The organism is Neobacillus kokaensis (assembly GCF_014656545.1).
GTDB classification, from domain to species: Bacteria; Bacillota; Bacilli; order Bacillales; family Cytobacillaceae; genus Neobacillus; species Neobacillus kokaensis.
In genome coordinates this window covers 155,801-176,257 of record NZ_BNDS01000001.1, presented here as the reverse complement: position 1 = coordinate 176,257, position 20,457 = coordinate 155,801, and the positions used below count along the sequence as shown (strand labels likewise).

Here is a 20,457-nt window from a genome sequence, read left to right as displayed (position 1 = left end):
AAAATTTAAGCTTTGCGGTTTACTACTATTTCTCCGCTTTTAATCACTGTTTCGACAACATTAACTCCAAGCTCATATGCCACATGCTTATAGGTTGGCACATCCCAAATCTGTAAATCAGCTAACTTCCCTTCCTGAATAACTCCGCGGTCATCAAGGTTAAGGGCTTTCGCGCCGCCCGCTGTTGCTGCTTTTATTGCTTCTTCAACGGAAAACTTATACAAACGGCAGGCAAGCTGAATGACAAACTGCATGGATTGTGTATAGCTTGCAGGACATAAATCAGTGGCAAGAGCTATTTCCACTCCTAAATCAAGCATCTGTCTTGCCTCGAAAGGACGCTTATGACCGACGGCAAAATCAAGGGCAGGCATGAGGACTGCTGTTACTTTCGCCTCTGCTAGCTTTTTCATTGCCTCAACAGGAGTGTAATTTAAATGATCAATAGAAACCATCTTCATTTCTGCCGCTAAGTCGGATCCCCCTATATAAGAGTAGGCATCCGCATGAATCTTCGGTTTCATTCCATACTTTAAGCCAGCTTTAAGAATTCGCTCAGATTCCTCGGCAGTAAAATAACCTTCATCACACCAAACATCACAAAACTCTGCCAGTTTTCGTTCGGCAACTCTCGGAATCATTTCATTGATAATGATGTCAACATATTCCTCTTTTGTAAGGTTTTCAGGGATTCCATGGGCTCCTAAAAACGTATTGATTACATCAAGCGGTGTTTCTTCTCCAAGACGTCTGCTTACTTCAAGAATTTTGATTTCACTGTCTGTCGTCAAACCGTAGCCGCTCTTACTTTCAACTGTTGTAATCCCGTATTCAAGCATTGTTAGCATACGCTTCTTCGATTGTTGGAACAATTCTTCCGCCGGCGTATTCCGTGTCAATTCAATTGTACGGTTCGGTCCGGTTGTTATGGCAAGCTGCTCAAGCCTTTCCGGTTTTCCAGTTAGCTTTGCCGCATATTCTTCAACCCGGGTTCCGTGAAACACCAAATGTGTATGAGAGTCGACGAAGCCGGGGACAACAACTTTACCTGCAGCATCAATCAAACTGGCCGAATCAAATTCAAATTGTCTCTTTATCTCTTCCTCAGATCCAACACCAACAATTTTGTCATCTTTCATTGCAATCCAGGTATTCGTGATTACACCAATATCTTCCATTGAATCGCCTATACAAGTTACAACCTCTTCTGCCTGAGCAATGACTAAATCAACCTTTGTCTTCACCTTCGTTTCAGACATTTTTCAAACCTCCATGATTATTTTTCACTTAACTAGCTGTACTAGAGGTGTTTAGTTTTCTATAAAAATCACAGCTCGCTTTTATAAAAACAGAAAAGCAAGCGGTGTGATTAACAAAAAAGAAAAGATCGTTCTTAAGAACCAGATTAAAAGAATATCTCTCATCTTCAACGGGATTTCCGTAGACATAATGCAAGGAATTAACGAAGAAAAAAAGAGAATCACTGAAATAGACAAGGATCCTATAATAAACCTAGTCTCTAAACTGGTTTTCAAAACGACTAGTGATGGTACGAACATGTCTACTAGATTTATAGCCGCTGCCTTAGCCGCAAGGAATGGTTCTGGTATTTGCAAAAGTGCTGTCAATGGGTAAAAAATATAGCCTAGATAATCAAAAACGGGTGTCTGATTCACTAATATTAAGCCTAATAAACCGATTGACATAATCGTCGGCAGAATGCCCATTGCCATTAGGACACCATCTTTTACATTATCATAGATATTTTTCCACAGTTTAGGAGCAGATTCCACTGTAACCATTGCTTGATTCCAGGCCACTTTCACCCGGTCTTTCTTAATCACTTCTTCAGGATACCCTTCACCGGAATAATAATCATCGCTCATTTTGCTGATGGGTCTAAGCCGGACTGTTATCGCTGTGACTGCAAACGTGACGACTAATGTTAACCAAAAGTAAAGATTCCATATATGCATTAAATCCAATGTTTTAGCGACAACAATCATAAAAGTGGCGGAAACAGTTGAAAAACCTGTAGCAATGATCACTGCTTCCCTTTTTGTATATTTTCCTTCCTTATACACTCTATTGGTAATTAATAGACCGATAGAATAGCTGCCAACAAATGAGGCAACGGCATCTATTGCTGACCTGCCTGGAGTTCTCCAGATTGGTCTCATAATGGGCTGCATAAATATTCCGATAAACTCTAATAATCCATATCCAACAAGCAAGGCCAAAAATACAGCACCAATTGGAACGAGCATGCCTATTGGAATCAGTAAGAAATTCAACCAATATGGCCCCATATCTTCTGCCATCAGCCAGGCAGGACCGATATTAAAAATGACCAAGATCGTAGCGACGGCTCCAAGAATTTTAAATAAAGAAATAACCGCATCCACCGCACTTTTATTCCATGTTTTCTTATAGAATGGGTGGATTGCGCCTAATACAACTATTATTAAGACATAATAGGAAGCGCTGTTACCAATCAAAGATCGAACCCATGTTACAAAATGATCTAAAGGAATAGAACTTTTTCCATTCCATTCGATTGGAATAAAGAACATAAAGATACCAATTGAGCTGAAAAGTAAAAACTTCAGGATATTTGCAATGGAATAAATGGACGGCTTATTATTAATATTTTGATTTAGCTGATGGTACTCAACAGATTCTCGGAGTTCACTCATAAGTTCTCCTCTCCCAATACGATTTATGAAGCCAGTATAGAGGAAGTTATTAAAATTAATTTTCATAGGCCGTTTTTGTATACTTTGTTGCTTTTTCTACATTTAAGGGTAACAAAAGTAGTTAAGAAAATAGATTCAATGATTTTTTCGGCGAATTATCCATATTTTTCGGCGGAAAGAGATTTCTTATCGGCGATATTTTGATTTTATCGGCGAAAAGAGCAAATTTATCGGCTATACAACAACAATCTTTACAAAAAGAGACTATTCATAAAATTGTTTTCTTAAAAAGCAGGACTGCCCCTGAAGGTCATTTCACATCTACTAAGGGGCAGCCGCAATTTACAGTAAAATTAAGCCTTTACATTTTCTTTCTCTAAATCCTTTGGACCAAATGTAGCTTTTGGTGACCACCATAAAGGAACTTTAATGCTTTCATCTGTCAGTTTACCTTTTCCGTTTGCAACGTCACGGGCAGTTTCATAACCTGCCTGCGCGTGTCGGATAACCCCGATGCCAGAGTCAACTGTCATTGCTACTTCAAGTCTCATATCTGATTCTGCTGTACCATCAGCAATCATTGTTACACCTGTATGAACCGCTTCACCCATGGAGTAGTTAGCCTGGAGAGCGATTAGATCACACATACCAACAGCGTTTAACAAACCGTTCAGTACTGGCCAGTCAGAGATTAAATCTCCGCCGTCTTTCATATTTTCAGATTCGAAAGTTGGATTTACGATCGAACCAGAGTCTAGGTTGTCACGAGAGAAGGCCACAGGTCCGGCAAGCTCGCCTTTACGGATCATGTCATTTACCTTTAAAGCAAATTTCTTACGCTGACCAAAGCCCATGTAACAAATACGTGCCGGAAGTGCTTCGATAGGAATATGTTTCATCGCAAGTTTAATCCAGCGTGTTACAAGCAGGTCATCACTGAATTCTTTAAGAATCATTTCATCGATTTTACGTAAGTCATCTGCTTCACCTGATAGACATACCCAGCGGAAAGGACCGCGGCCTTCACAGAATAATGGACGGATGTATTCAGCTACGAAGCCTGGAAGGCGCTTTGCTTCTTTTTCATCAAATCCGGCATCAATACACTCTTTACGAATACTAGTACCGTACTCGAAAGATTTAACCCCAAGATCTAAGAATTTGATTAATGCTTTCAGCTCACGAATCATTGTCGCGCGGGCCTTTTCTAAGTAAAGCTCACGGTTTGTATCACGCAGCTCTTCAGCTTCTTCTACAGAGTACCCAGATGGCAGATAAGAAATTGGGTCATGTGCAGGCGTCATCGATGTAGTAATGTCTGGCAACCATCCAGTTTGAAGTACTTGCTCAAAAATGTCAGCAGCGTTCCCAACAACCCCGATTCCGATTGGCTTTCCAGCAGCAGCATATTCCTTTGCCATTGCAATAGCTTCATCCAATGAATCTACTAAAACATCGATAAATTGCTTTTCAATCCGGCGGTTAATAATTTCTACGTTTGAATCACAAAGGATTGCAACCCCGCCATGCATGGTCATAGCTCTAGTTTGGTTCCCGCCCATTCCGCCAGCACCGGCAGTTAATAGGATTTTTCCTACAAGAGAATCATTATAGTGAAGACGGGCAATTGCTGAAAGAGTTTCGAATGTACCTTGAATAACGCCCTGTGTTCCAATGTATTCCCAAGGGGCAGCAGTGTAGTTAGCGTACATTGTTAAATTTTTGTCTTGAAGATCATAGAAAGTCGGCCAGTCAGCTTTCATAATATTTGTTGTAGCCATTACTACTGTTGGCGCATATTTATGAGTTTTGAAGATGGCTACAGGCATACCGGATTGAACAACCAGCGTTTCATCATCTTCCAGCTCTTTTAATGATTTCACAATGGCATGGTAAGATTCCCAGTTACGTGCTGCTTTACCAATACCTCCATAAATCACTAACTCTTCTGGCTTCTCAGCATTTTCCATATTATTTTCAAGCATTCTTAAGATTGATTCTTGTCTCCAACCTTTACAGCGTAGAACGTCTCCTCTTTGCGCTTTTACAGAATACAAAATTTCTGGTTTTGACATTTTTATTTCCTCCTAGATTGTAAATGTAGTATTATGTGTACTCGCTTTTATATATTGCAAGTTGCGTGCCAAACTAAAACTAAGCCTCATTTTTTATATTTTTCAGCAAAACACCCTATTAAACAATAAAATCATCCTCTTTTAAAGCCAACATTTGGAAAGTTAGTGCAGATAGATTTTGCATAGTTTTTTCGAAAATTCAGTTGTACCAGCCGTTTTGTATTGAAAACGGTTACATCAAGAGGTGTGCAGATAGTCTTTGCATGCAGAGTATTTAAATAATTCAAAATAAGTGTTATATTCATAAGGAGGTCGTTTTATTGAGAGGGGGACTGAGGATTGATTGCAGAGTCAATCGGTTCTATTTTAAAAAGTTATGTTGACGGGGTTATTGTATTAAATGAAACGTTCCACATCTTATGGTATGATTTTAAACCTACCCTCCCCTTAGAGATCATTGAGGGCATACATATTTCTGTACTTTTTCCCTTTGATCAGGAAAAATTAGTAGAAAACACAAGGTTTCCCATTGAATTGAACCAAAGAAAACTTATGGTTGAGGTAAAAAAGTTTACCGCAGATACTAACTATGTTGTCTTATGTATAGAAGACATGACTAATATCATGGAAAAGCCCAGCACAAGACTATATTGCCTTGAAAAAATTATTGAATCACTTGATGAAGGTGTGATGATGAGTGACCATGATGGCAGGATTGTGTTGTATAATCATGCACAGGAAAAACTTGAGGGGCTCGACCACCGCGATATAATAGGGAAACATTTATGGGCAGCATACAATTATAACCCACAATACTCAGAGCATAGACATACGTTTAACACGGGCAAACCAATTTTCTCAAGGTATCGGGCACATTCTACCGTGAATGGAATTCCAAGGTATGTGAATTACAGTACGTTTCCGATTCAAAAAGATGGTGAGACTATTGCTGTGTTTTCAATCAGTACAAATGAATCCCATTTAAAAAATCGGCTGCATCAAGCTATTGAATTAAAAAGGCAAATTGCTCAACCTGATTCAAGCAATCAGCCCTTAAAAAATGGGACCTCTTTTACATTTGAAAACATTAAAGGCAAAAGTCTTGCCTTAAAGAATTTAATTCAAGAGGCTCAAAATATTGCGATCCATAATACCGATGTATTAATTGTTGGAGAAACAGGGACCGGGAAAGAACTGTTTGCCCAAAGTATGCATAATCACAGTCCGAGGTCAGATAGTCCGTTTGTTGCAGTGAATTGTGCAGCAATACCTGAGACCCTTCTTGAAAGCACGCTATTTGGGACAGTTAAAGGGGCATTTACTGGAGCCTCCAATCAAATTGGATTATTTGAATATGCTAAAAATGGTACACTTTTTCTTGATGAGATTAATTCCATGCCAATGACGCTTCAATCGAAATTGATGCGGGTTTTACAGGAACGTTTGGTACGGAGGGTCGGTTCAAATGATGTAACTCCTGTAGAGTGTACGGTCATTAGCGCGTCCAATGAGGACCCGGTAAAGTTGATTGAAGAAGGTAAAATGCGTCTTGATCTATTTTACCGAATTGCCCATACAAGTATTTTCATTCCGCCATTAAGAGAACGAACGGAAGATATTTTATTTTTTATTGACCACTTTATTGAGAAGTATCAACAGAAATTTAATAAATCTGTCCCGGACCTGTCAGCAGCATTACGAACGATGCTGCTTCAATACCAATGGCCCGGAAATACAAGGGAACTTGAACATCTTATTGAAAACTTAATTATTCAAACGAATGAATTAGATATTGAAATTAATAGCGAGCATCTACCTGCCTATTTACGAAATAAGATTGTGTTGAACAGTTCCTTAAAAGGGCAAAAGCAAAAGGAGATAATTAAGAACCCGCTAAAATCAATCTTTACGAATTCTCAAGAGCATTACATTCAAAAAGTTTTGGAAGAGACCAACTGGAATATCTCTAAAGCTGCGAAACAACTGGGGATTACGAGACAAAGCCTGCAGTATCATATAAAAAAGCACGGGCTAGTAAAGCCTTAAACGAAAAAAACCAGCTTACACTGACAAAATTCATCAGTGATAAGCTGGTTTTTTTCAGCCATTTTCTTCTTTTAGACTTCTGTATTTCCCGCTATAATAAATCAGTGGCAACTCCTCTTCCAATTGAATATTTGTTACTTTCCCAATAAAAAGGGTATGATCTCCCTCCACATGTGAAGCTGACACTTCACATATAATTTGCGCAATGGCACCTGGTATCACTGGTATATTTCCGAGATAGTCAAATACAACTTGTCGTTGTTCTTTAAGCTGTCCGGCAAAAATCATCGATAATTCCTTTTGACCCGCTGCTAATATATTGACAGAAAATGTTCCGCTTTGTTTTATTTTTTTCAGCATTTGTGCTTTTTCAGCGATGGAGATGACCACCAGCTTTGGGTTTAGGGAAACCGACATAAAGGCATTTGCTGTCATTCCATGCACCTTGCCGCTCACCTCTGTCAGGACTACCGTTACCCCTGTTGCAAACTTCCCCATCGCATTACGAAATTGACGATCATCCATGTTACTGTCCCCTCTCTATACTTAAACTATTAATTAAAGCCTATGTGTAATTCTGAACGGAAATGATGTATTTTACTTTATTTTTATAATCAGCCAAGATACACTAGAAATAAACAATTTCATTTATTGACTTAAAAAGAGGTGCACACCTTGAGGTTTCCAGTTTTAGAGACAAAGAGACTAAAATTAATCGAAATTACCCATCAACATTTGGATAGTATTTTTGGTATTTTATCACTTGAGGAAGTAACAAAATACTATGGGACTGATCCATTCATACTGCCAGCAGAGGCAACAAAATTAATTGATATGTATCATAAAAACTTTAATGAAAAACGGGGGATCCGTTGGGGCATTAAACTTAAAGAAAATCAAAAAATCATCGGTACCATTGGCTTAAACGCACTGCAGCTGAATAATAAACGTGCCGAAATCGGTTATGAACTGCACCCGGCATATTGGCGAAAGGGCTTTGCTACAGAAGCATTGAATGAGGTTCTTGATTTTAGTTTTCAACAGTTAGAATTATATCGGATGGGTGCCGTTGTTTACCCCGAAAATACAGTATCGTTAAATCTACTTAAGAAGCTTGGGTTTAGCGTTGAGGGACTGCTGCGCGGGTACATTTATCAAAATAATGAATCTCATGATACATATGTGCTGTCCCTTTTAAAACATGAATGGAAAAAAAGCCAGGGAGAATAACCTGGCTTTTACTCTTCAAAATAATTCTTAAACTCTTTGGGATCTTTTATTTCCCCGCTTTGATAATACGGGTTTTGGTCCATAACATTCTTCGGATCAAGATTCGTTTTAATGACAATCATCGGTTCAGATGGCATTTCAGCAATAATTCGGTCATTCAGTTTATCAAAATCAGGTACTTTTTTATTCCCAGGCTCCTTTGGCTCCATTATATACACCTCCAATAATTAAGGTGCTTATTTTCAACCAAAACATTCAATTTGTAAAAAAGAAAAAACTAGGAAGTAAAAACCTCCTAGTTATGTTTATTCTTCTTCGCCGCCGACTAAGAAATCCGGGTTTAGCTCTTCAAATTCTTCGTCGTCAACATCCATTCCCCACTCTTCATCCTCATCTTTACAGCCTTCAGGATTGACTCTTACACAAACCTTCGTCTCACCGATGACTTCAACAAGGAATTCCCTTTCTACATGGACGATAATCCTGTTGCCGTTTGGGGAAATTACGGCTTCACAGGTATTTGGCTGTTGCAGCACTTTGGCGACAATTTCGTTATCATCCAGGCAGTCATGGTCACGATACTTCAACTTTATGACATCAGTGTATTGAACACGTTCTGTTACGACTTCTGTTTTGGTATTATCATTGAACGAGTACCAAGAGTTGATGTCATATGAGCCATGAATTTCCACCGTCTTACCAACTTTTTTCGCGTTGTATTTATGGTTGATAACCCAACAGCCGAGAATGCTCGATGGATTATGTGCCGGGCTAATCGTATGATTGGACTGGGTATATTTACGTCCTTTCGCGACTACGGCTTTGGTAATAATCTCTCTGTATTCTCCCATTTCGCGCGAACCCTCCTCATTTCTGTTTCATTTCATCCTATGCGAATGTCTAGACTAGTGTGATTTTAAATTTTTTAAATACTGGATAAAAGTTTAGTCATGACATCTTATGCTGGATGAATGGAGGTGTGCTTACATGAGTTACTATCGACGTAGGGAATCTCAATAAAAAAACCAAGCTGAAAAATACAGCTTGGTTCATAAAATCAATGTTCGTGGTCACAACCATTATCGCAAGAGCCGCCATTTTTAATGCTGGCGCCTGTTTCCCCGCTTAATAAATCTCCGCCTGTAGATGTAATAATTTCATCAGTTACCGTATTGGAGATTGTTGAAGCAATTAATTGAAGTAATTCATTGACTTCAAGCTGAGATTGTTTGAATTCCTGAACGACTGGAATCCCATCCAATTCCGCTTCGATGGAGGCAATTTTATCCTCCACTTTTTTTAATGCCTCTGGTTTACCATAATGCTGAAGATTCACAGCTTGCTTTTGCAGTCCTTTAATATCAGCAATTAAAGTCTTTACTTTCGGATTATCATGAATATGTGCTTCCGCTTTTTTAAAAAAGTCCACTTCATCCGTCTCTGCAATCATTCGTGCTAAATCCGCTGCCCGAGCGACGATATCGTCTTTTGTATACTTCGCCACTTTATTTCACCTCTGCTGGTTCGATTTCTTCCACCATTTCTCCATTTAATGACCAAGTTTTGGCTTCATTAATTTTTACTTTGACAATATTTCCGATGGCGGTTTTTGGTCCTTTAAAGTTGACTAACTTGTTCTTTGTTGTGTAGCCCGCTAGAACATCAGGATTGTTTTTGCTTTCCCCATCAACTAGTACTTCAACAATTTGTCCCTCGTATTTCTTCATTGCCTCTGCAGAAAGCTCATTTACAAGGTTATTTAAACGCTGCAAGCGCTCTTTCTTCACTTCCATTGGAACATTATCTTCCATCTTAGCGGCAGGAGTGCCTTCCCTTGGTGAATAAATAAATGTATAAGCAATTTCATAACTTACTTCACGATATAGGGATAAAGTTTCTTCAAATTGCTCATCTGTTTCATTCGGATATCCAACAATAATGTCCGTTGTAAGCGATACATTCGGAATTGCCGCTTTAATCTTTCTGACAAGCTCCAAATATTGTTCTCTTGTATATTTACGGGCCATAATTTTGAGTACTTCTGTTGAACCTGATTGAACTGGCAGGTGAATATGATCCATCAAATTGCCGCCTTTTGCCAGAACTTCGATTAAGTGATCATCGAAGTCACGCGGATGACTTGTCGTAAAGCGAATACGCGGGATATCAATTTTTCTGATTTCATCCATTAAATCACCAAGGCCATACTTGATATCTTCAAAATCCTTCCCATAGGCATTAACGTTTTGCCCAAGCAGTGTGATTTCCTTATAGCCTTGAGCCGCTAAGTGGCGGACCTCCTGGATGATTTCCTCAGGACGGCGGCTGCGTTCTTTTCCCCGTGTATAAGGGACAATACAATACGTACAGAACTTATCACAGCCGTACATAATGTTAACCCATGCCTTGATTTTGCCGCGGCGTTCTTTCGGAAGGTTTTCAATGACGTCACCCTCCTTAGACCATACCTCAATAACCATTTCTTTGGATAAGTATGCTTCATTTAAAATTTGAGGCAAACGGTGAATATTATGAGTACCAAAAATCATATCCACCTGCTGATACGTTTTTAAAATTTTATTAACAACTGATTCCTCTTGTGACATACAGCCGCAGACACCAAGAAGCAAATCTGGCTTTTCCATTTTTAATGCTTTTAAATGCCCGAGCTCTCCAAATACTTTGTTTTCGGCATTTTCACGAATAGCACATGTATTAAGAAGAATAACATTGGCATCCTCTGTGCGATCAGTTGGCTCATATCCTAGTGCCAAAAAGATGCCCGCCATAACTTCTGTATCATGCTCATTCATTTGACAGCCATAAGTCCGAATATAAAATTTGCGGCCTTCTCCCATCCCTTTAAATTCCTCAGGGATTGTAAAATCATTGTGGTATTGAACTTCTTCCTTCCCACGTTTTTTTGCATCTTTTAATGAAGGCGCTGTGATGACTTGTGTAAAATACTTGCTGTAATCCTTGGCGGATTTTTTGTCCGAAGAATTAGCTTGTTGGTTGTCTAATCTTTGTTTCTCGTTCACTTTATACGTTCAACTCCTTGCTGTTATTGCGTTTTTCTGTAATCAAAATGAGTTTGTTTTAATAATCTTCAACCCTTCAATTATAAGCTAGGATTATGGCAAACTCAAGTTGATTTCACTTCCTATTTGCGGTAATCCCTTAGTTTTACCGTTTCCACCTTTATTATTAGGATAGACACAAATAAAAGACCCTAACCCATAGGGGCTAGAGTTGATTAATTAACGGGATAAGAGTAACCTTCTTATTCAAGAAACGCACCAATTAATTGAAGAAAAGATTTTTTAAAACAAATCCCCAATATAGAACAATATACCGAAAATAGTACCTATAATAATCAAAATAGTGGTTTTCTTTGAAAGTTCTCTTTCCCATTTACGTGAAAACCTCCTTGATAAACCCCTATCATCATTATTAGTTTCCTTTTTTAATTCCTTATAAAACCTATATGACTTGAAAGTTAAATATAAAAATATACCTATCGAAATTACAGCAGATATTGTTCTTAACCAATTCATCAATTTCACCCTTAATATTAAAGTGTTTCCTTTATACATTTCCCTGCGATATATGATTTACTCAAATTCTACTATCCTGCCCCGTTAGTTCAATAAAATTTTACACTTTCTTAAACCTGTTTGGGAAGAACATAAAGATTTCCTTCTTAAGTCTTCAAATAAAAAATCTATGTGTAAACTCAGGTAAGGAAAAGGTGAAATAATTGGTTTCCCTATGTTAAGGTGTAAATAGATAACACAAGGGGATGTGTTTTTTAAATGAGTAATGAAATAAATATTTTAGAGTTTAACGAATACATAGACAAAAACAAAAGTGCTTTTTTATGCGGTAACGGGTTTAGCATGAATTTTGATAGCGACTTTGGACGTATATATGATAATTTATTAATCTCTCATAAAAATGTAATTTACAATTCATCTTATGAAATAAAAGCTAATAAAAATTTCACTCGCAAATGTATTGATAATTTTCAAAATGTTAAAAGGTTCTTGCGTAACATTTCAGAGGATTCCTTATTTGAAATTTTTAATGATGCCTTAATTTTTGCTGAATCAATAAGAGAAAATAGCAAGTTAATTGAAGAACTGTTGGAAGAAAAATTAATTACAAAGCTAGTGTTTGGATTAAGCCAAATTGATATATTAAATCGAATTTGTGATGTAGGTAAAAATAAAGGCATTTCTTATGTAAACATTGAACATTGGACTACACTTATATACTTTTATTTTGCAATTAAAAAATTAAACCCGAATTACTATCAATTTCCTAGTAATAACTCCTTTATTACCGTTTTGAAGGTAGGAAATAAAAGCCCAATAAGACTACTACCACAGGAACAACAATTAAATGAAGATGTCATATTTAATGGATTCACAACCTATTATCGGTTTCTGTTTTCCATAGCCATATTTTCAAATGGGAAAGCGTTGGATATGAGTATGTTATCAAACATCAATAACCTTGATATGAAAAATATAAAGAATTTTTTAAATAAATTCGACTCGCTGCTTTCACTTAATTACGACAAGATAATGGAAAATATAGTGGGTGACCGTGTGGAACATTTCCATGGGGAATTTGTTAAAGATAAGACAGAATATGTATTTTCTCAAAGTTTAGGATTTAAATACACTAACGGTTATGTTAGTTTCTCGGATATTTTAATTGGCGACTTCTTTATTTTCAAAGCTTTTTTACCAGTTGTTAATACTATTACAAAGAATCCTTATAACAAAAAAGTACCCCGTTTTTCTGACAAAATGGATGCTTTAATTAATGATAATTCAATAAACAACATTGTTATCTTTGGCATGAACATAGAGAATGACCAACATGTTTTAAGAAATATAATGTTAGCATTTTACTTTTCTCAACAACCCAATCCACAAATTATATATTGTTATTTCACACCAGAAGAAAAGAAAGATTTTCAAGAACAATTTGAAGCGGTTATAACATTTAGCCCAGAAGTAAATGAATATGTAAAAAATATAAATGTTAGTTATATAAAAACGCAGGAAATATTAAGAGAATACTTTTATATCGAATAAGGGGGGCTTCCTGCGGGAAGTCTTTTTTAATAACCCTTTTTCTCACTCCCTTTTAGGTCGATTGTCTTCGACGATTCGACGGCTATAACATTTTAGCCATAAAAAAAGGAATCCCCGTTAAGGAATCCCCTATATTAAAATCCTGCCTTCTTTAACCACATGTTCCCCATTAGAATCCTGACGGTAAACAATGCCTTGTGCAAAAGTTCCTTGGTTCTTATAGAATCCTGTTTTCTTAAACTTGGTTAAAGCTTCCCTTGTATCATCCACAATAAAGAAGCAAAGATATTCCTTGTACCCATTATAGAAAACAACTTTATACATTATTCTTCTTCCTCCGTTGGAAAAAACATAAATTCGTATGACTTGCCTTCCATATCTTCAAGATAAACCGAAATGTAATCATTATTAGTAAAGATGTTAGTTCCTAATCCTGTATAATGACTAACTTTGTACGGTATCCCCTCTATTACCATTGAAGGCTTTTCCTTTAAGTTCTTAAATACATTGGAAATATTCTCTTTTGGAACTTTTGCAAAGGAATAATCTCCACTAGGGAAAACGGTAAAGACTTCTATTTCATTTGATACTCTATCTTGACGGTATTTTTCATAATCCTCTACCGTTTTAGGGAAATTGTAACCACTGTTATAAGCCATTACTTTTCACCTTCTTCATTATTATCACTGGAGGTTAAAAAGGAAATATCAGCATTGATAATTTTACGCTTTCTTCCTTCTTCTAGGTTTTCCCCACCAATAACAAAGACAGTTCTTTCATCCTGTACTTGGTGACGAATAACAAAGTCTCCATCTATTTTAGACATTAGTTCCATAGCCTTTATTTTGTCACTGGCATTAACAGGGGCTTTGATTATTTCCCCCGTTTTAAAGTTAGGGTAATAATTATAATCTTCTCCCTTTGCAATGTTGGTCAGTAGTTCCAGTTTCTTAGTAGTTTGTATTACTAACGGTTTAATGTGAAGTTCCTGAATCTGTTTTATCTTTTCTTGCACCAGTGGATTATCTAAATACTTATAACCTGTTGTTCGTGATTTAATCCCCACTTCTTCAATAGCCTTCTGTAAATTCTGACCATGTGCAATATAGGCATAACAAAAAGCTTCCTGTGATTCTGATAAATAATCAGGCTTGGATTTACCGTTTCTTGTATCATGTTTCTTTAATTTGTTTTCCATAGTTTAACCTCCTTAATAAAAAGAAAAGAGAAGCCCTTAAGCTTCCCCTATCTCCTGTTTGATTTCTTTAATTTGGTCATCCAGTTCATTTAATTGACGGTTAATAGTTCCATCCCTGTAAGCTGTAACATCTGCATTATAGGCATTAACCTTTTCTGCAAGGCTTGCCTTATCTGCTTCATACTGCCTTAATACGGTTGTACTCTCTTCAATGGATAGCCCTGTTAAATCAGGTTTTACAGGTGCTTCTATCTTGTGTAAAAACTCTTGGTACTTAACACCGTCACTAATTAATAGTTCTTTAACCTTGGCTGTACCTTTAACTTCTACAAGGTCGGCTTGTAATAGCTTGTAAGCATGGGGATTCTGATTCTTAAGGGCTATGCGTTCCTGATAGTCCAGTGAATCAAATGACCGTACAATGTCCACTGATACGGAAGAATCTTGCCCGGTATTTACCTTAAGAAGCGTACCATCTACCGAATGGAAGAAAGTTGATTCCCTATGTTCAAATTTACCACCAATAACATTTCCTACCGTTTCCCTAAGAATCGCCTTTTGTCCTTCTAGGTTTCTTACTTCTGCCTTTTTCTTATCGAATAATTCCCCTAGTTGCTTTTCCATCATACGTTTAACAAAGTCTTGTTTTCCCATTATTTTCTCCCCCTTTTATTGTTCGGTACTGGATTGAATCCTAACTGCCTTAACCGTTTCCAAGATGATTTAGTAAAATCTTCTGTAACCTCTTTTGTTCCATCACTAAACATTACAGTTGTCTGCAAACCCAATATATTTGACCGTTTTATTACTCTTTCATATGTCTTAGCGTTTTTGTACTTACTCACTTACTGCACTTCCTTTTCTAGATTATAAAAACAGTTCCCCCACCCTCCGAAGAGAATAGGGGTCAGCCCTCACAATCCTGTCATAAGGGGTAAGGTTCTTAGATGGTCTTACAGTAGCTTAACGGTGGTCTGTTACGTTGTTTCTTCTTAACTTTCTCCTGCAACCAAAGAGAGTTAGTTTGTCTTCCGTATCGGTGACCATAATAAAAAGGCGGTGGGGCAACCCCTACACACAAGAGTAAACCCCACCTTAAACAAAGAGATTAAACTAGAAGGACAAATCCACCATTTGTCGTTTTGAAAAGGGCTTGAATCCATGACCCTTTACGGAAGGCTTTCCACACCTTCATTCAACCTACCTTTAATTGGAGGTAATAGACAACTAAAGATAGGCTGTAGAAAGTGAAACAGTTTAATGACGTATTCAGGTCAAGCGGTTAACCTTCGATAATCTTGTAAAGTATTACGATGAATCCACTTCCTAGAACAAACTGAATAAGTTCTATCATGATACCTTATCCTCCAATTCTCTTAATTGCTTGGTCTTAACCCCTATACCGTTCCTTTCCAAGAATGATTTAATAAGGTGTAAATGATTGTTTAACTCTGTATTCCAGTCTTTTTCCTGCCTAGCTGCTTTTACACACTCTTTACAATTGGCATGTGTAGCTGATACGAATCCCCCTTGTATCGGCTTGGTTTCATAACACTTTTTACAAGTCTTTTCCAATTCGTATCAACTCCCTTCCTTATTTGGTTGGTGCTGTGAATAGATGGTCTAACCAGTGTTTTTGTTTTGGTTGTGGCTTAACCTCTACTGGAAAAACATAAGTTTCGGTAACCTTAACTTTTGGTCTTGGCACTTTTAGCCACCAGTAGCATTTGGATAACTCTTCCTCTGTTAGTAGGTCAATAATTTCCTGTTTTGCTTGTTTGATATTCTTGGATACTCTTGAATCCTCTGTACTGTAATAATTGGCAACCTCTTCCAAAGTGAATCCACCTGATAGGTAAAGCTTTAACTGGAAATATCTTGCATAACGTTTCTTGGATTCCTTGAAGTAGTTTTCTATTTTGTTATCAATATGTTTGGGTACTACCTGCTTAACTACTGGTTTAGGTGTTAACATTGAAGGCATCATTAAATCAGCCATATTAATTAGCGTTCCATCCACATCTTCCATGTAGTAATTATGATTGTAGCAAGTTGATTCTATGCTTTTCTCAGTTAATCTATTAGACTTCTCAAGGGAAGGAAAGCGACTTAAGCTAATCTCCATGATTGTTTTTGCTACCTTGTTATTTACTAGCTTTCTTGCATTTTCTGCTGTTTGTTCTTGCATTTTAATGGATTGATTTTCGTGACGTTTCATGTTAACACCTACCTCCTGTAGTATGATTATTTTTTGTTATCTTGTTTCCCCTTCACCTTATTACTCCGCTTTTTAGGTGTGTACCGTAACGGTCTAAAAGGGTTTAGCCTAAATATGTTGGCAAATCCTTTCGTACAATGTTTCTAACTCTTCTTGTGTCTTTTCGGACAGTAAATCTAAATTTAATCCTTCAAGATACTCCTTAACCTCTTCTAAAGAATCTGCTTCAAAGTCTTCCAGTACATCTTCAACGAAATCACCTTCAAACGGTTTAATTTCACTGGTGAATGAAGCCCCTGTTTCTGTTTCCAAGTGACTTATAAAGCTATCTCCCCAAGTTTCATGCAATCCTTCATAAGAAGTAAATTTATCTTTTTGGTTTTTCTTTACATTGATAAAGTTAAGGAAATCCCCATTAATGGCTTTTTTCATCCAAGCATCAAAGGAAATATTTTTATCTGTAAGGTTAAACTTTTCCACTTCTCTTAATCCATGATTCATTAAGTGGGCTTGTAAGCTATCAGCATCAAACGGTTTATTCTTTCCAATCCTGATACCTTCAATCTCCTTATCTACCTTTTCATTTACCAGTTTGATTAGTCGCTTTAGTTGGCTGTCTGTAGCATTAAATTTTTTCATGATGTTGTTCCTCCTTGGTTGTGTGTTTAATTTGTTTGGTTCTAAAAAAGAATCTTCTAATTACTTAACGAGGTGAGTGCCAAGATATGCACCCCTACTTACTAATAAAGTGAAACACCCATATCTGTACCCATGCTGATAAAACTTTTTGAAATAATTTTTAGCAGGTATAAAAAACCTCCTAATTACTTAACAAAGTGAGTGCCATAATATGCAACCCTATCAAGGAAACTTTTATTAAAAACTTTCTATACTACTTAATAAAGTGAAGTACCTATATCTGCACCCATACGGAGAAAAGTTTTTGAAAAAAAATCAGAGTGGGAGGAATTTTTTTAAAACTTTTTTTAAAGAAGCCTAATTTACCGTTCTAATTTAGATTGGAATAACGGAGTAATATAGTGATTAAGTTTAATTACTTAGTTGATAATAGAAAGAAAATAACTGATTAAGAAATAAACTGCCGAAGGCAATCAGTTATATTAAAAACACTTCAATATATTTAAAGAAGTTAATATTATAAGAGACTAAATTCTCCTTACAGTCGAATTTAAAATCGTTACATAGTATCTATAACGGTATATGTAGTTTATTAATATAAAGGTTTATAACAAGGGGATAAATTAACGGTATATGTTTTTATTAAAAAAGATATTATGTACACTTTTTGTCCACCTTTTACACCGCTGCTTTTTCATACCATTTGCTGGAAATCCCTTTATATCAAGGTTTATCGGAATGAAGTGGGTCAAATTATGTCCAACCTAGTTAACATTTCGCCAAACAAATGTCAATAGTAAATTGTTGGGAATAAACCAAATCACATAAAAATATTTATGTCAATGGTAATTTTAGGGTTGATACAAAATCACATAAAACCAATTTTATCAATAGGGAATTTATTCCAACCAAGGGGGTTATTTGTAAAAGGGATTTGTCTAGATGTACCGCCAAGTCAATAGGGATTTTATAGCGGTGAAGTGTTACTATCATACATCAGATATACATACCAAATGGAAATAAGTGGGTTGATATTTGCGGTAATCCAAAGAGGATTATTTTTAATTTAGAGGATACTGTATGGTTATTAATGGAAGGGTTGAATGCGATATTCATTTATATGTATAATTATAACCGTACATACAGCAATGGCTATACCCCCACCCCTTACCATAAGAGGATATATATTCCACATCCATTGGATATTTGCACCAACAGGAAATAAAGGTATCCCCTACCTTAGTTACCATATCACACCAACTTATAACGGTTCATTCCCCTATTTCCAACTACCACCAATTAATCCATATACCTACATATTGTCATATCATGTCTTTGTTACCATACAATACCATTTAACATAGTTTGTCATTTTAAAACAATAAAACCATTTGTTGCCCATTAAGGTATGATTAACCAAGTTTGGATATAAATGGTAGGTGGGAGGGGATGTTTAATTTTACCAATATTTGGCAGGTGGGCATTAATATCTAATACATTTATCAAAATAAATCGGGGCATCCATTTTTATTTTTTTTCAAAACAAACTTGACGGAACTGCCCCGTATTTTATAATCACATTCGTTAGCTTAATATTACTTACCTTCTTGTTTTGATATAATTTTGTAATCAATTATGAACTTTGAATATGGAAGGTAATGTATGACAAACCAGTTATCTGATTCCATATTAGGAATGCTTGATGGTAATTTAAGTTCTACATTACTAATTTCAACGTGTAGGTATCTCCCAGCTTTGTAAGGACTTCTGTACTCAAATTCAGTCGGAACACCTTCGACAACTCTATAATTATTTGTTAAATAAGCAGGAATATCTAACCAATGAGGATAAACAAACATTAAAACTATTGTAGCAATTGTATAAAGAATACGTTCTGCGAATTGAAAGCTTTTGTTAAAGAGTATTACGGCACAAAAAAAAGCAAGGAAAAGTGTGCTTACAGAGATAATCCAAAAAGTTTCCTTTATCTCAAATTTGTTTTGCAATAACAATCCTATAGAACCGATAGCTAGGAAGACATACCAAATACGTCTTATAAGTTTGTTAAATGGATTAGAAGGTAACTTTTCTTGATTATCGGATTGTTTGTTCATTACTTTTTTCCTTTCATTTTCCCTTATCTTTCCATAACATTTTTAGATTTATTCCTTTATTCAAACTAATCATGCCCTGGTAGTGGAAAACAAACAACTAACCTGCCCCTTTCTAAAAAAAGAACCTACCGATAAAAGGTAGGCTTGTATCATTGAATATTCTCTAATTATGAATACTTCTTTCTAAGAGTGGATAACGGTGAAGCGTTCCTTCCTCTTTCTAGTACGGTCTTATCTTCCATTGATTGAATATATCTTTCGGTTGTCGCTACATGGTTATGTCCTAGTAAACGACTAACCGTATAAAGGTCTGTATGCCCTAGAGAGATTTGTGCATAGCTTCTCCTACATGAGTGTACTAAAAGCTTTACATCTACCCCACAGGCTTTCCCTGACCGTTTAACAACGTTTAGAACTGCTTCATGACCCATTCTACCGATTGATTCAATATCCTTCTTTAATCCTCCACCTTTGGTACGAGTACAGACAAACAGGTAGGGGCATTCTTCTCCTTTTAGGTACTTTTCCCTTGCCCTTCTATACTTGATAATCTGACGCTTTAAATGAAGGCTTACAGGCACTAATCTTTGTTTGTTACCCTTTCCCCTAATCAGGATAGCATCATCAAATACATCCTCTAATTTAATTCCTGATAATTCTGCGGAACGTATTCCAGTTTCAAATAAACAGGTCAAAACAGTTTTATTCCTAACATCCATAAAGTTACTTCCACAATAGAAGTCAATCATTTTCTGAATGTCATCAATGCTAAACGGTTTAATCATTACCTTTTCTTCCTTAAGTAGTTCAATGTCTTCCAGTGGGTTGTCTTTCAGTATCTTTTCTTTGATACAAAACTTATAGAAGTTATTCAAGGTCTTTAATTTGGTGTTTATTGTATTGGCTTTGATTTCTTTATCTAGGAGGTACTTAATGTACCGTTTAATGTGTCTTGTACTGGCATCCTCTAGTTCAACCTGAAAAGATTCCCACAGCCATCTTTCAAACTGTAATAGAATGGCTTTCTTATTCTTGACGGTTGCCTTGCTGTAATTTTGGATTTCGATTTCTGTAATGTAGTCTTCTAGTGATAGGTTCATTTGCTGTAATCCCTCGCCTTTTTAGTATTAGCG

General features: G+C 36.5%; 22 protein-coding genes. 3 read left to right on the top strand and 19 right to left on the bottom strand.

The window, feature by feature from the left end:
* Window positions 1-5 precede the first annotated feature (5 nt).
* The 3 genes from hutI to IE222_RS00835 all read right to left on the bottom strand — a co-directional run bounded on the left by hutI (window position 6) and on the right by IE222_RS00835 (window position 4,771).
* Window positions 6-1,259: an imidazolonepropionase gene (gene hutI, locus IE222_RS00845; protein ID WP_191268760.1), complete on the bottom strand. Its 1,254-nt coding sequence runs from the start codon at window positions 1,257-1,259 to the stop codon at window positions 6-8.
* A gap of 81 nt (window positions 1,260-1,340) precedes the next feature.
* On the bottom strand, window positions 1,341-2,696 hold the full coding sequence (locus IE222_RS00840) for a YjiH family protein (protein ID WP_191268758.1): 1,356 nt from the start codon (window positions 2,694-2,696) through the stop codon (window positions 1,341-1,343).
* A gap of 353 nt (window positions 2,697-3,049) precedes the next feature.
* Complete coding sequence (locus tag IE222_RS00835) at window positions 3,050-4,771, bottom strand: N-tau-methylurocanate hydratase (protein WP_191268756.1); 1,722 nt, start codon at window positions 4,769-4,771, stop codon at window positions 3,050-3,052.
* A gap of 339 nt (window positions 4,772-5,110) precedes the next feature.
* On the opposite strand from IE222_RS00835, the gene IE222_RS00830 reads away from it, so the two are divergent.
* Window positions 5,111-6,817, top strand: coding sequence for a sigma-54 interaction domain-containing protein (locus tag IE222_RS00830; RefSeq protein WP_191268755.1), 1,707 nt, complete (start codon window positions 5,111-5,113; stop codon window positions 6,815-6,817).
* Window positions 6,818-6,871: 54 nt separating this feature from the next.
* On the opposite strand, the gene IE222_RS00825 is transcribed toward IE222_RS00830, so the two are convergent.
* A complete protein-coding gene (locus IE222_RS00825; RefSeq protein WP_191268753.1) occupies window positions 6,872-7,342 on the bottom strand; it encodes a flavin reductase family protein in 471 nt (156 codons plus the stop codon).
* 150 nt (window positions 7,343-7,492) lie between these two features.
* On the opposite strand from IE222_RS00825, the gene IE222_RS00820 reads away from it, so the two are divergent.
* Window positions 7,493-8,047, top strand: coding sequence for a GNAT family N-acetyltransferase (locus IE222_RS00820; protein WP_191268751.1), 555 nt, complete (start codon window positions 7,493-7,495; stop codon window positions 8,045-8,047).
* 8 nt (window positions 8,048-8,055) lie between these two features.
* Here IE222_RS00820 and IE222_RS00815 read toward each other — a convergent pair whose 3' ends face one another.
* The 5 genes from IE222_RS00815 to IE222_RS00795 all read right to left on the bottom strand — a co-directional run bounded on the left by IE222_RS00815 (window position 8,056) and on the right by IE222_RS00795 (window position 11,604).
* Complete coding sequence (locus IE222_RS00815; protein WP_191268749.1) at window positions 8,056-8,256, bottom strand: hypothetical protein; 201 nt, start codon at window positions 8,254-8,256, stop codon at window positions 8,056-8,058.
* A gap of 96 nt (window positions 8,257-8,352) precedes the next feature.
* Window positions 8,353-8,898 carry an outer spore coat protein CotE gene (locus tag IE222_RS00810; RefSeq protein WP_191268747.1) on the bottom strand — a complete coding sequence of 182 codons (546 nt, stop codon included), beginning with the start codon at window positions 8,896-8,898 and terminating at the stop codon, window positions 8,353-8,355.
* A 206-nt stretch (window positions 8,899-9,104) separates the two neighbouring features.
* Window positions 9,105-9,551, bottom strand: a complete 447-nt coding sequence (locus IE222_RS00805; protein ID WP_191268745.1) for a YlbF/YmcA family competence regulator — start codon at window positions 9,549-9,551, stop codon at window positions 9,105-9,107.
* A 1-nt stretch (window position 9,552) separates the two neighbouring features.
* Window positions 9,553-11,088 carry a tRNA (N6-isopentenyl adenosine(37)-C2)-methylthiotransferase MiaB gene (gene miaB, locus IE222_RS00800; RefSeq protein WP_191268743.1) on the bottom strand — a complete coding sequence of 512 codons (1,536 nt, stop codon included), beginning with the start codon at window positions 11,086-11,088 and terminating at the stop codon, window positions 9,553-9,555.
* 282 nt (window positions 11,089-11,370) lie between these two features.
* On the bottom strand, window positions 11,371-11,604 hold the full coding sequence (locus tag IE222_RS00795) for a hypothetical protein (RefSeq protein ID WP_191268741.1): 234 nt from the start codon (window positions 11,602-11,604) through the stop codon (window positions 11,371-11,373).
* Between the two features lie 258 nt (window positions 11,605-11,862).
* Between IE222_RS00795 and IE222_RS00790 the strand changes: the two genes are divergently transcribed.
* Window positions 11,863-13,155: a hypothetical protein gene (locus tag IE222_RS00790; RefSeq protein ID WP_191268739.1), complete on the top strand. Its 1,293-nt coding sequence runs from the start codon at window positions 11,863-11,865 to the stop codon at window positions 13,153-13,155.
* 129 nt (window positions 13,156-13,284) lie between these two features.
* Here IE222_RS00790 and IE222_RS00785 read toward each other — a convergent pair whose 3' ends face one another.
* The 10 genes from IE222_RS00785 to IE222_RS00740 form a co-directional block, all read right to left on the bottom strand.
* Window positions 13,285-13,479, bottom strand: a complete 195-nt coding sequence (locus IE222_RS00785) for a hypothetical protein (protein WP_191268737.1) — start codon at window positions 13,477-13,479, stop codon at window positions 13,285-13,287.
* On the bottom strand, window positions 13,479-13,814 hold the full coding sequence (locus IE222_RS00780) for a hypothetical protein (RefSeq protein WP_191268734.1): 336 nt from the start codon (window positions 13,812-13,814) through the stop codon (window positions 13,479-13,481). Before IE222_RS00780 ends, IE222_RS00785 begins: the two co-directional genes overlap by 1 nt.
* The gene (locus IE222_RS00775) at window positions 13,814-14,353 is read right to left on the bottom strand and encodes a terminase small subunit (RefSeq protein ID WP_191268732.1); all 540 of its coding nucleotides are present in this window, start codon (window positions 14,351-14,353) and stop codon (window positions 13,814-13,816) included. The genes IE222_RS00780 and IE222_RS00775 overlap by 1 nt, the downstream gene beginning before the upstream one ends.
* Before the next feature lie 36 nt (window positions 14,354-14,389).
* Window positions 14,390-15,007, bottom strand: a complete 618-nt coding sequence (locus IE222_RS00770) for a hypothetical protein (protein ID WP_191268730.1) — start codon at window positions 15,005-15,007, stop codon at window positions 14,390-14,392.
* Window positions 15,007-15,198, bottom strand: a complete 192-nt coding sequence (locus tag IE222_RS00765; RefSeq protein WP_191268728.1) for a hypothetical protein — start codon at window positions 15,196-15,198, stop codon at window positions 15,007-15,009. Before IE222_RS00765 ends, IE222_RS00770 begins: the two co-directional genes overlap by 1 nt.
* A 505-nt stretch (window positions 15,199-15,703) precedes the next feature.
* Entirely contained in the window at window positions 15,704-15,928 is a 225-nt protein-coding gene (locus IE222_RS00760; protein WP_191268726.1) for a hypothetical protein, read from the bottom strand.
* Window positions 15,929-15,947: 19 nt separating this feature from the next.
* Window positions 15,948-16,571, bottom strand: a complete 624-nt coding sequence (locus tag IE222_RS00755) for a hypothetical protein (RefSeq protein WP_191268724.1) — start codon at window positions 16,569-16,571, stop codon at window positions 15,948-15,950.
* 108 nt (window positions 16,572-16,679) lie between these two features.
* Window positions 16,680-17,210 (bottom strand): hypothetical protein, encoded by a 531-nt coding sequence (locus tag IE222_RS00750; protein ID WP_191268723.1) that lies wholly within the window; start codon window positions 17,208-17,210, stop codon window positions 16,680-16,682.
* A 1,595-nt stretch (window positions 17,211-18,805) separates the two neighbouring features.
* Window positions 18,806-19,324, bottom strand: a complete 519-nt coding sequence (locus IE222_RS00745; protein ID WP_191268721.1) for a hypothetical protein — start codon at window positions 19,322-19,324, stop codon at window positions 18,806-18,808.
* A gap of 167 nt (window positions 19,325-19,491) precedes the next feature.
* A complete protein-coding gene (locus IE222_RS00740) occupies window positions 19,492-20,424 on the bottom strand; it encodes a tyrosine-type recombinase/integrase (RefSeq protein WP_191268719.1) in 933 nt (310 codons plus the stop codon).
* Window positions 20,425-20,457 lie beyond the last annotated feature (33 nt).

What these genes read in the sequence shown, in the direction of transcription:
- hutI (WP_191268760.1), bottom strand. Translation starts at nt 1,259, where the DNA reads ATGTCTGAAACGAAGGTGAAGACAAAGGTTGATTTAGTCATTGCTCAG.
- IE222_RS00840 (WP_191268758.1), bottom strand. Translation starts at nt 2,696, where the DNA reads ATGAGTGAACTCCGAGAATCTGTTGAGTACCATCAGCTAAATCAAAAT.
- IE222_RS00835 (WP_191268756.1), bottom strand. Translation starts at nt 4,771, where the DNA reads ATGTCAAAACCAGAAATTTTGTATTCTGTAAAAGCGCAAAGAGGAGAC.
- IE222_RS00825 (WP_191268753.1), bottom strand. Translation starts at nt 7,342, where the DNA reads ATGGATGATCGTCAATTTCGTAATGCGATGGGGAAGTTTGCAACAGGG.
- IE222_RS00815 (WP_191268749.1), bottom strand. Translation starts at nt 8,256, where the DNA reads ATGGAGCCAAAGGAGCCTGGGAATAAAAAAGTACCTGATTTTGATAAA.
- IE222_RS00810 (WP_191268747.1), bottom strand. Translation starts at nt 8,898, where the DNA reads ATGGGAGAATACAGAGAGATTATTACCAAAGCCGTAGTCGCGAAAGGA.
- IE222_RS00795 (WP_191268741.1), bottom strand. Translation starts at nt 11,604, where the DNA reads ATGAATTGGTTAAGAACAATATCTGCTGTAATTTCGATAGGTATATTT.
- IE222_RS00790 (WP_191268739.1), top strand. Translation starts at nt 11,863, where the DNA reads ATGAGTAATGAAATAAATATTTTAGAGTTTAACGAATACATAGACAAA.
- IE222_RS00785 (WP_191268737.1), bottom strand. Translation starts at nt 13,479, where the DNA reads ATGTATAAAGTTGTTTTCTATAATGGGTACAAGGAATATCTTTGCTTC.
- IE222_RS00780 (WP_191268734.1), bottom strand. Translation starts at nt 13,814, where the DNA reads ATGGCTTATAACAGTGGTTACAATTTCCCTAAAACGGTAGAGGATTAT.
- IE222_RS00775 (WP_191268732.1), bottom strand. Translation starts at nt 14,353, where the DNA reads ATGGAAAACAAATTAAAGAAACATGATACAAGAAACGGTAAATCCAAG.
- IE222_RS00770 (WP_191268730.1), bottom strand. Translation starts at nt 15,007, where the DNA reads ATGGGAAAACAAGACTTTGTTAAACGTATGATGGAAAAGCAACTAGGG.
- IE222_RS00755 (WP_191268724.1), bottom strand. Translation starts at nt 16,571, where the DNA reads ATGAAACGTCACGAAAATCAATCCATTAAAATGCAAGAACAAACAGCA.
- IE222_RS00750 (WP_191268723.1), bottom strand. Translation starts at nt 17,210, where the DNA reads ATGAAAAAATTTAATGCTACAGACAGCCAACTAAAGCGACTAATCAAA.
- IE222_RS00745 (WP_191268721.1), bottom strand. Translation starts at nt 19,324, where the DNA reads ATGAACAAACAATCCGATAATCAAGAAAAGTTACCTTCTAATCCATTT.
- IE222_RS00740 (WP_191268719.1), bottom strand. Translation starts at nt 20,424, where the DNA reads ATGAACCTATCACTAGAAGACTACATTACAGAAATCGAAATCCAAAAT.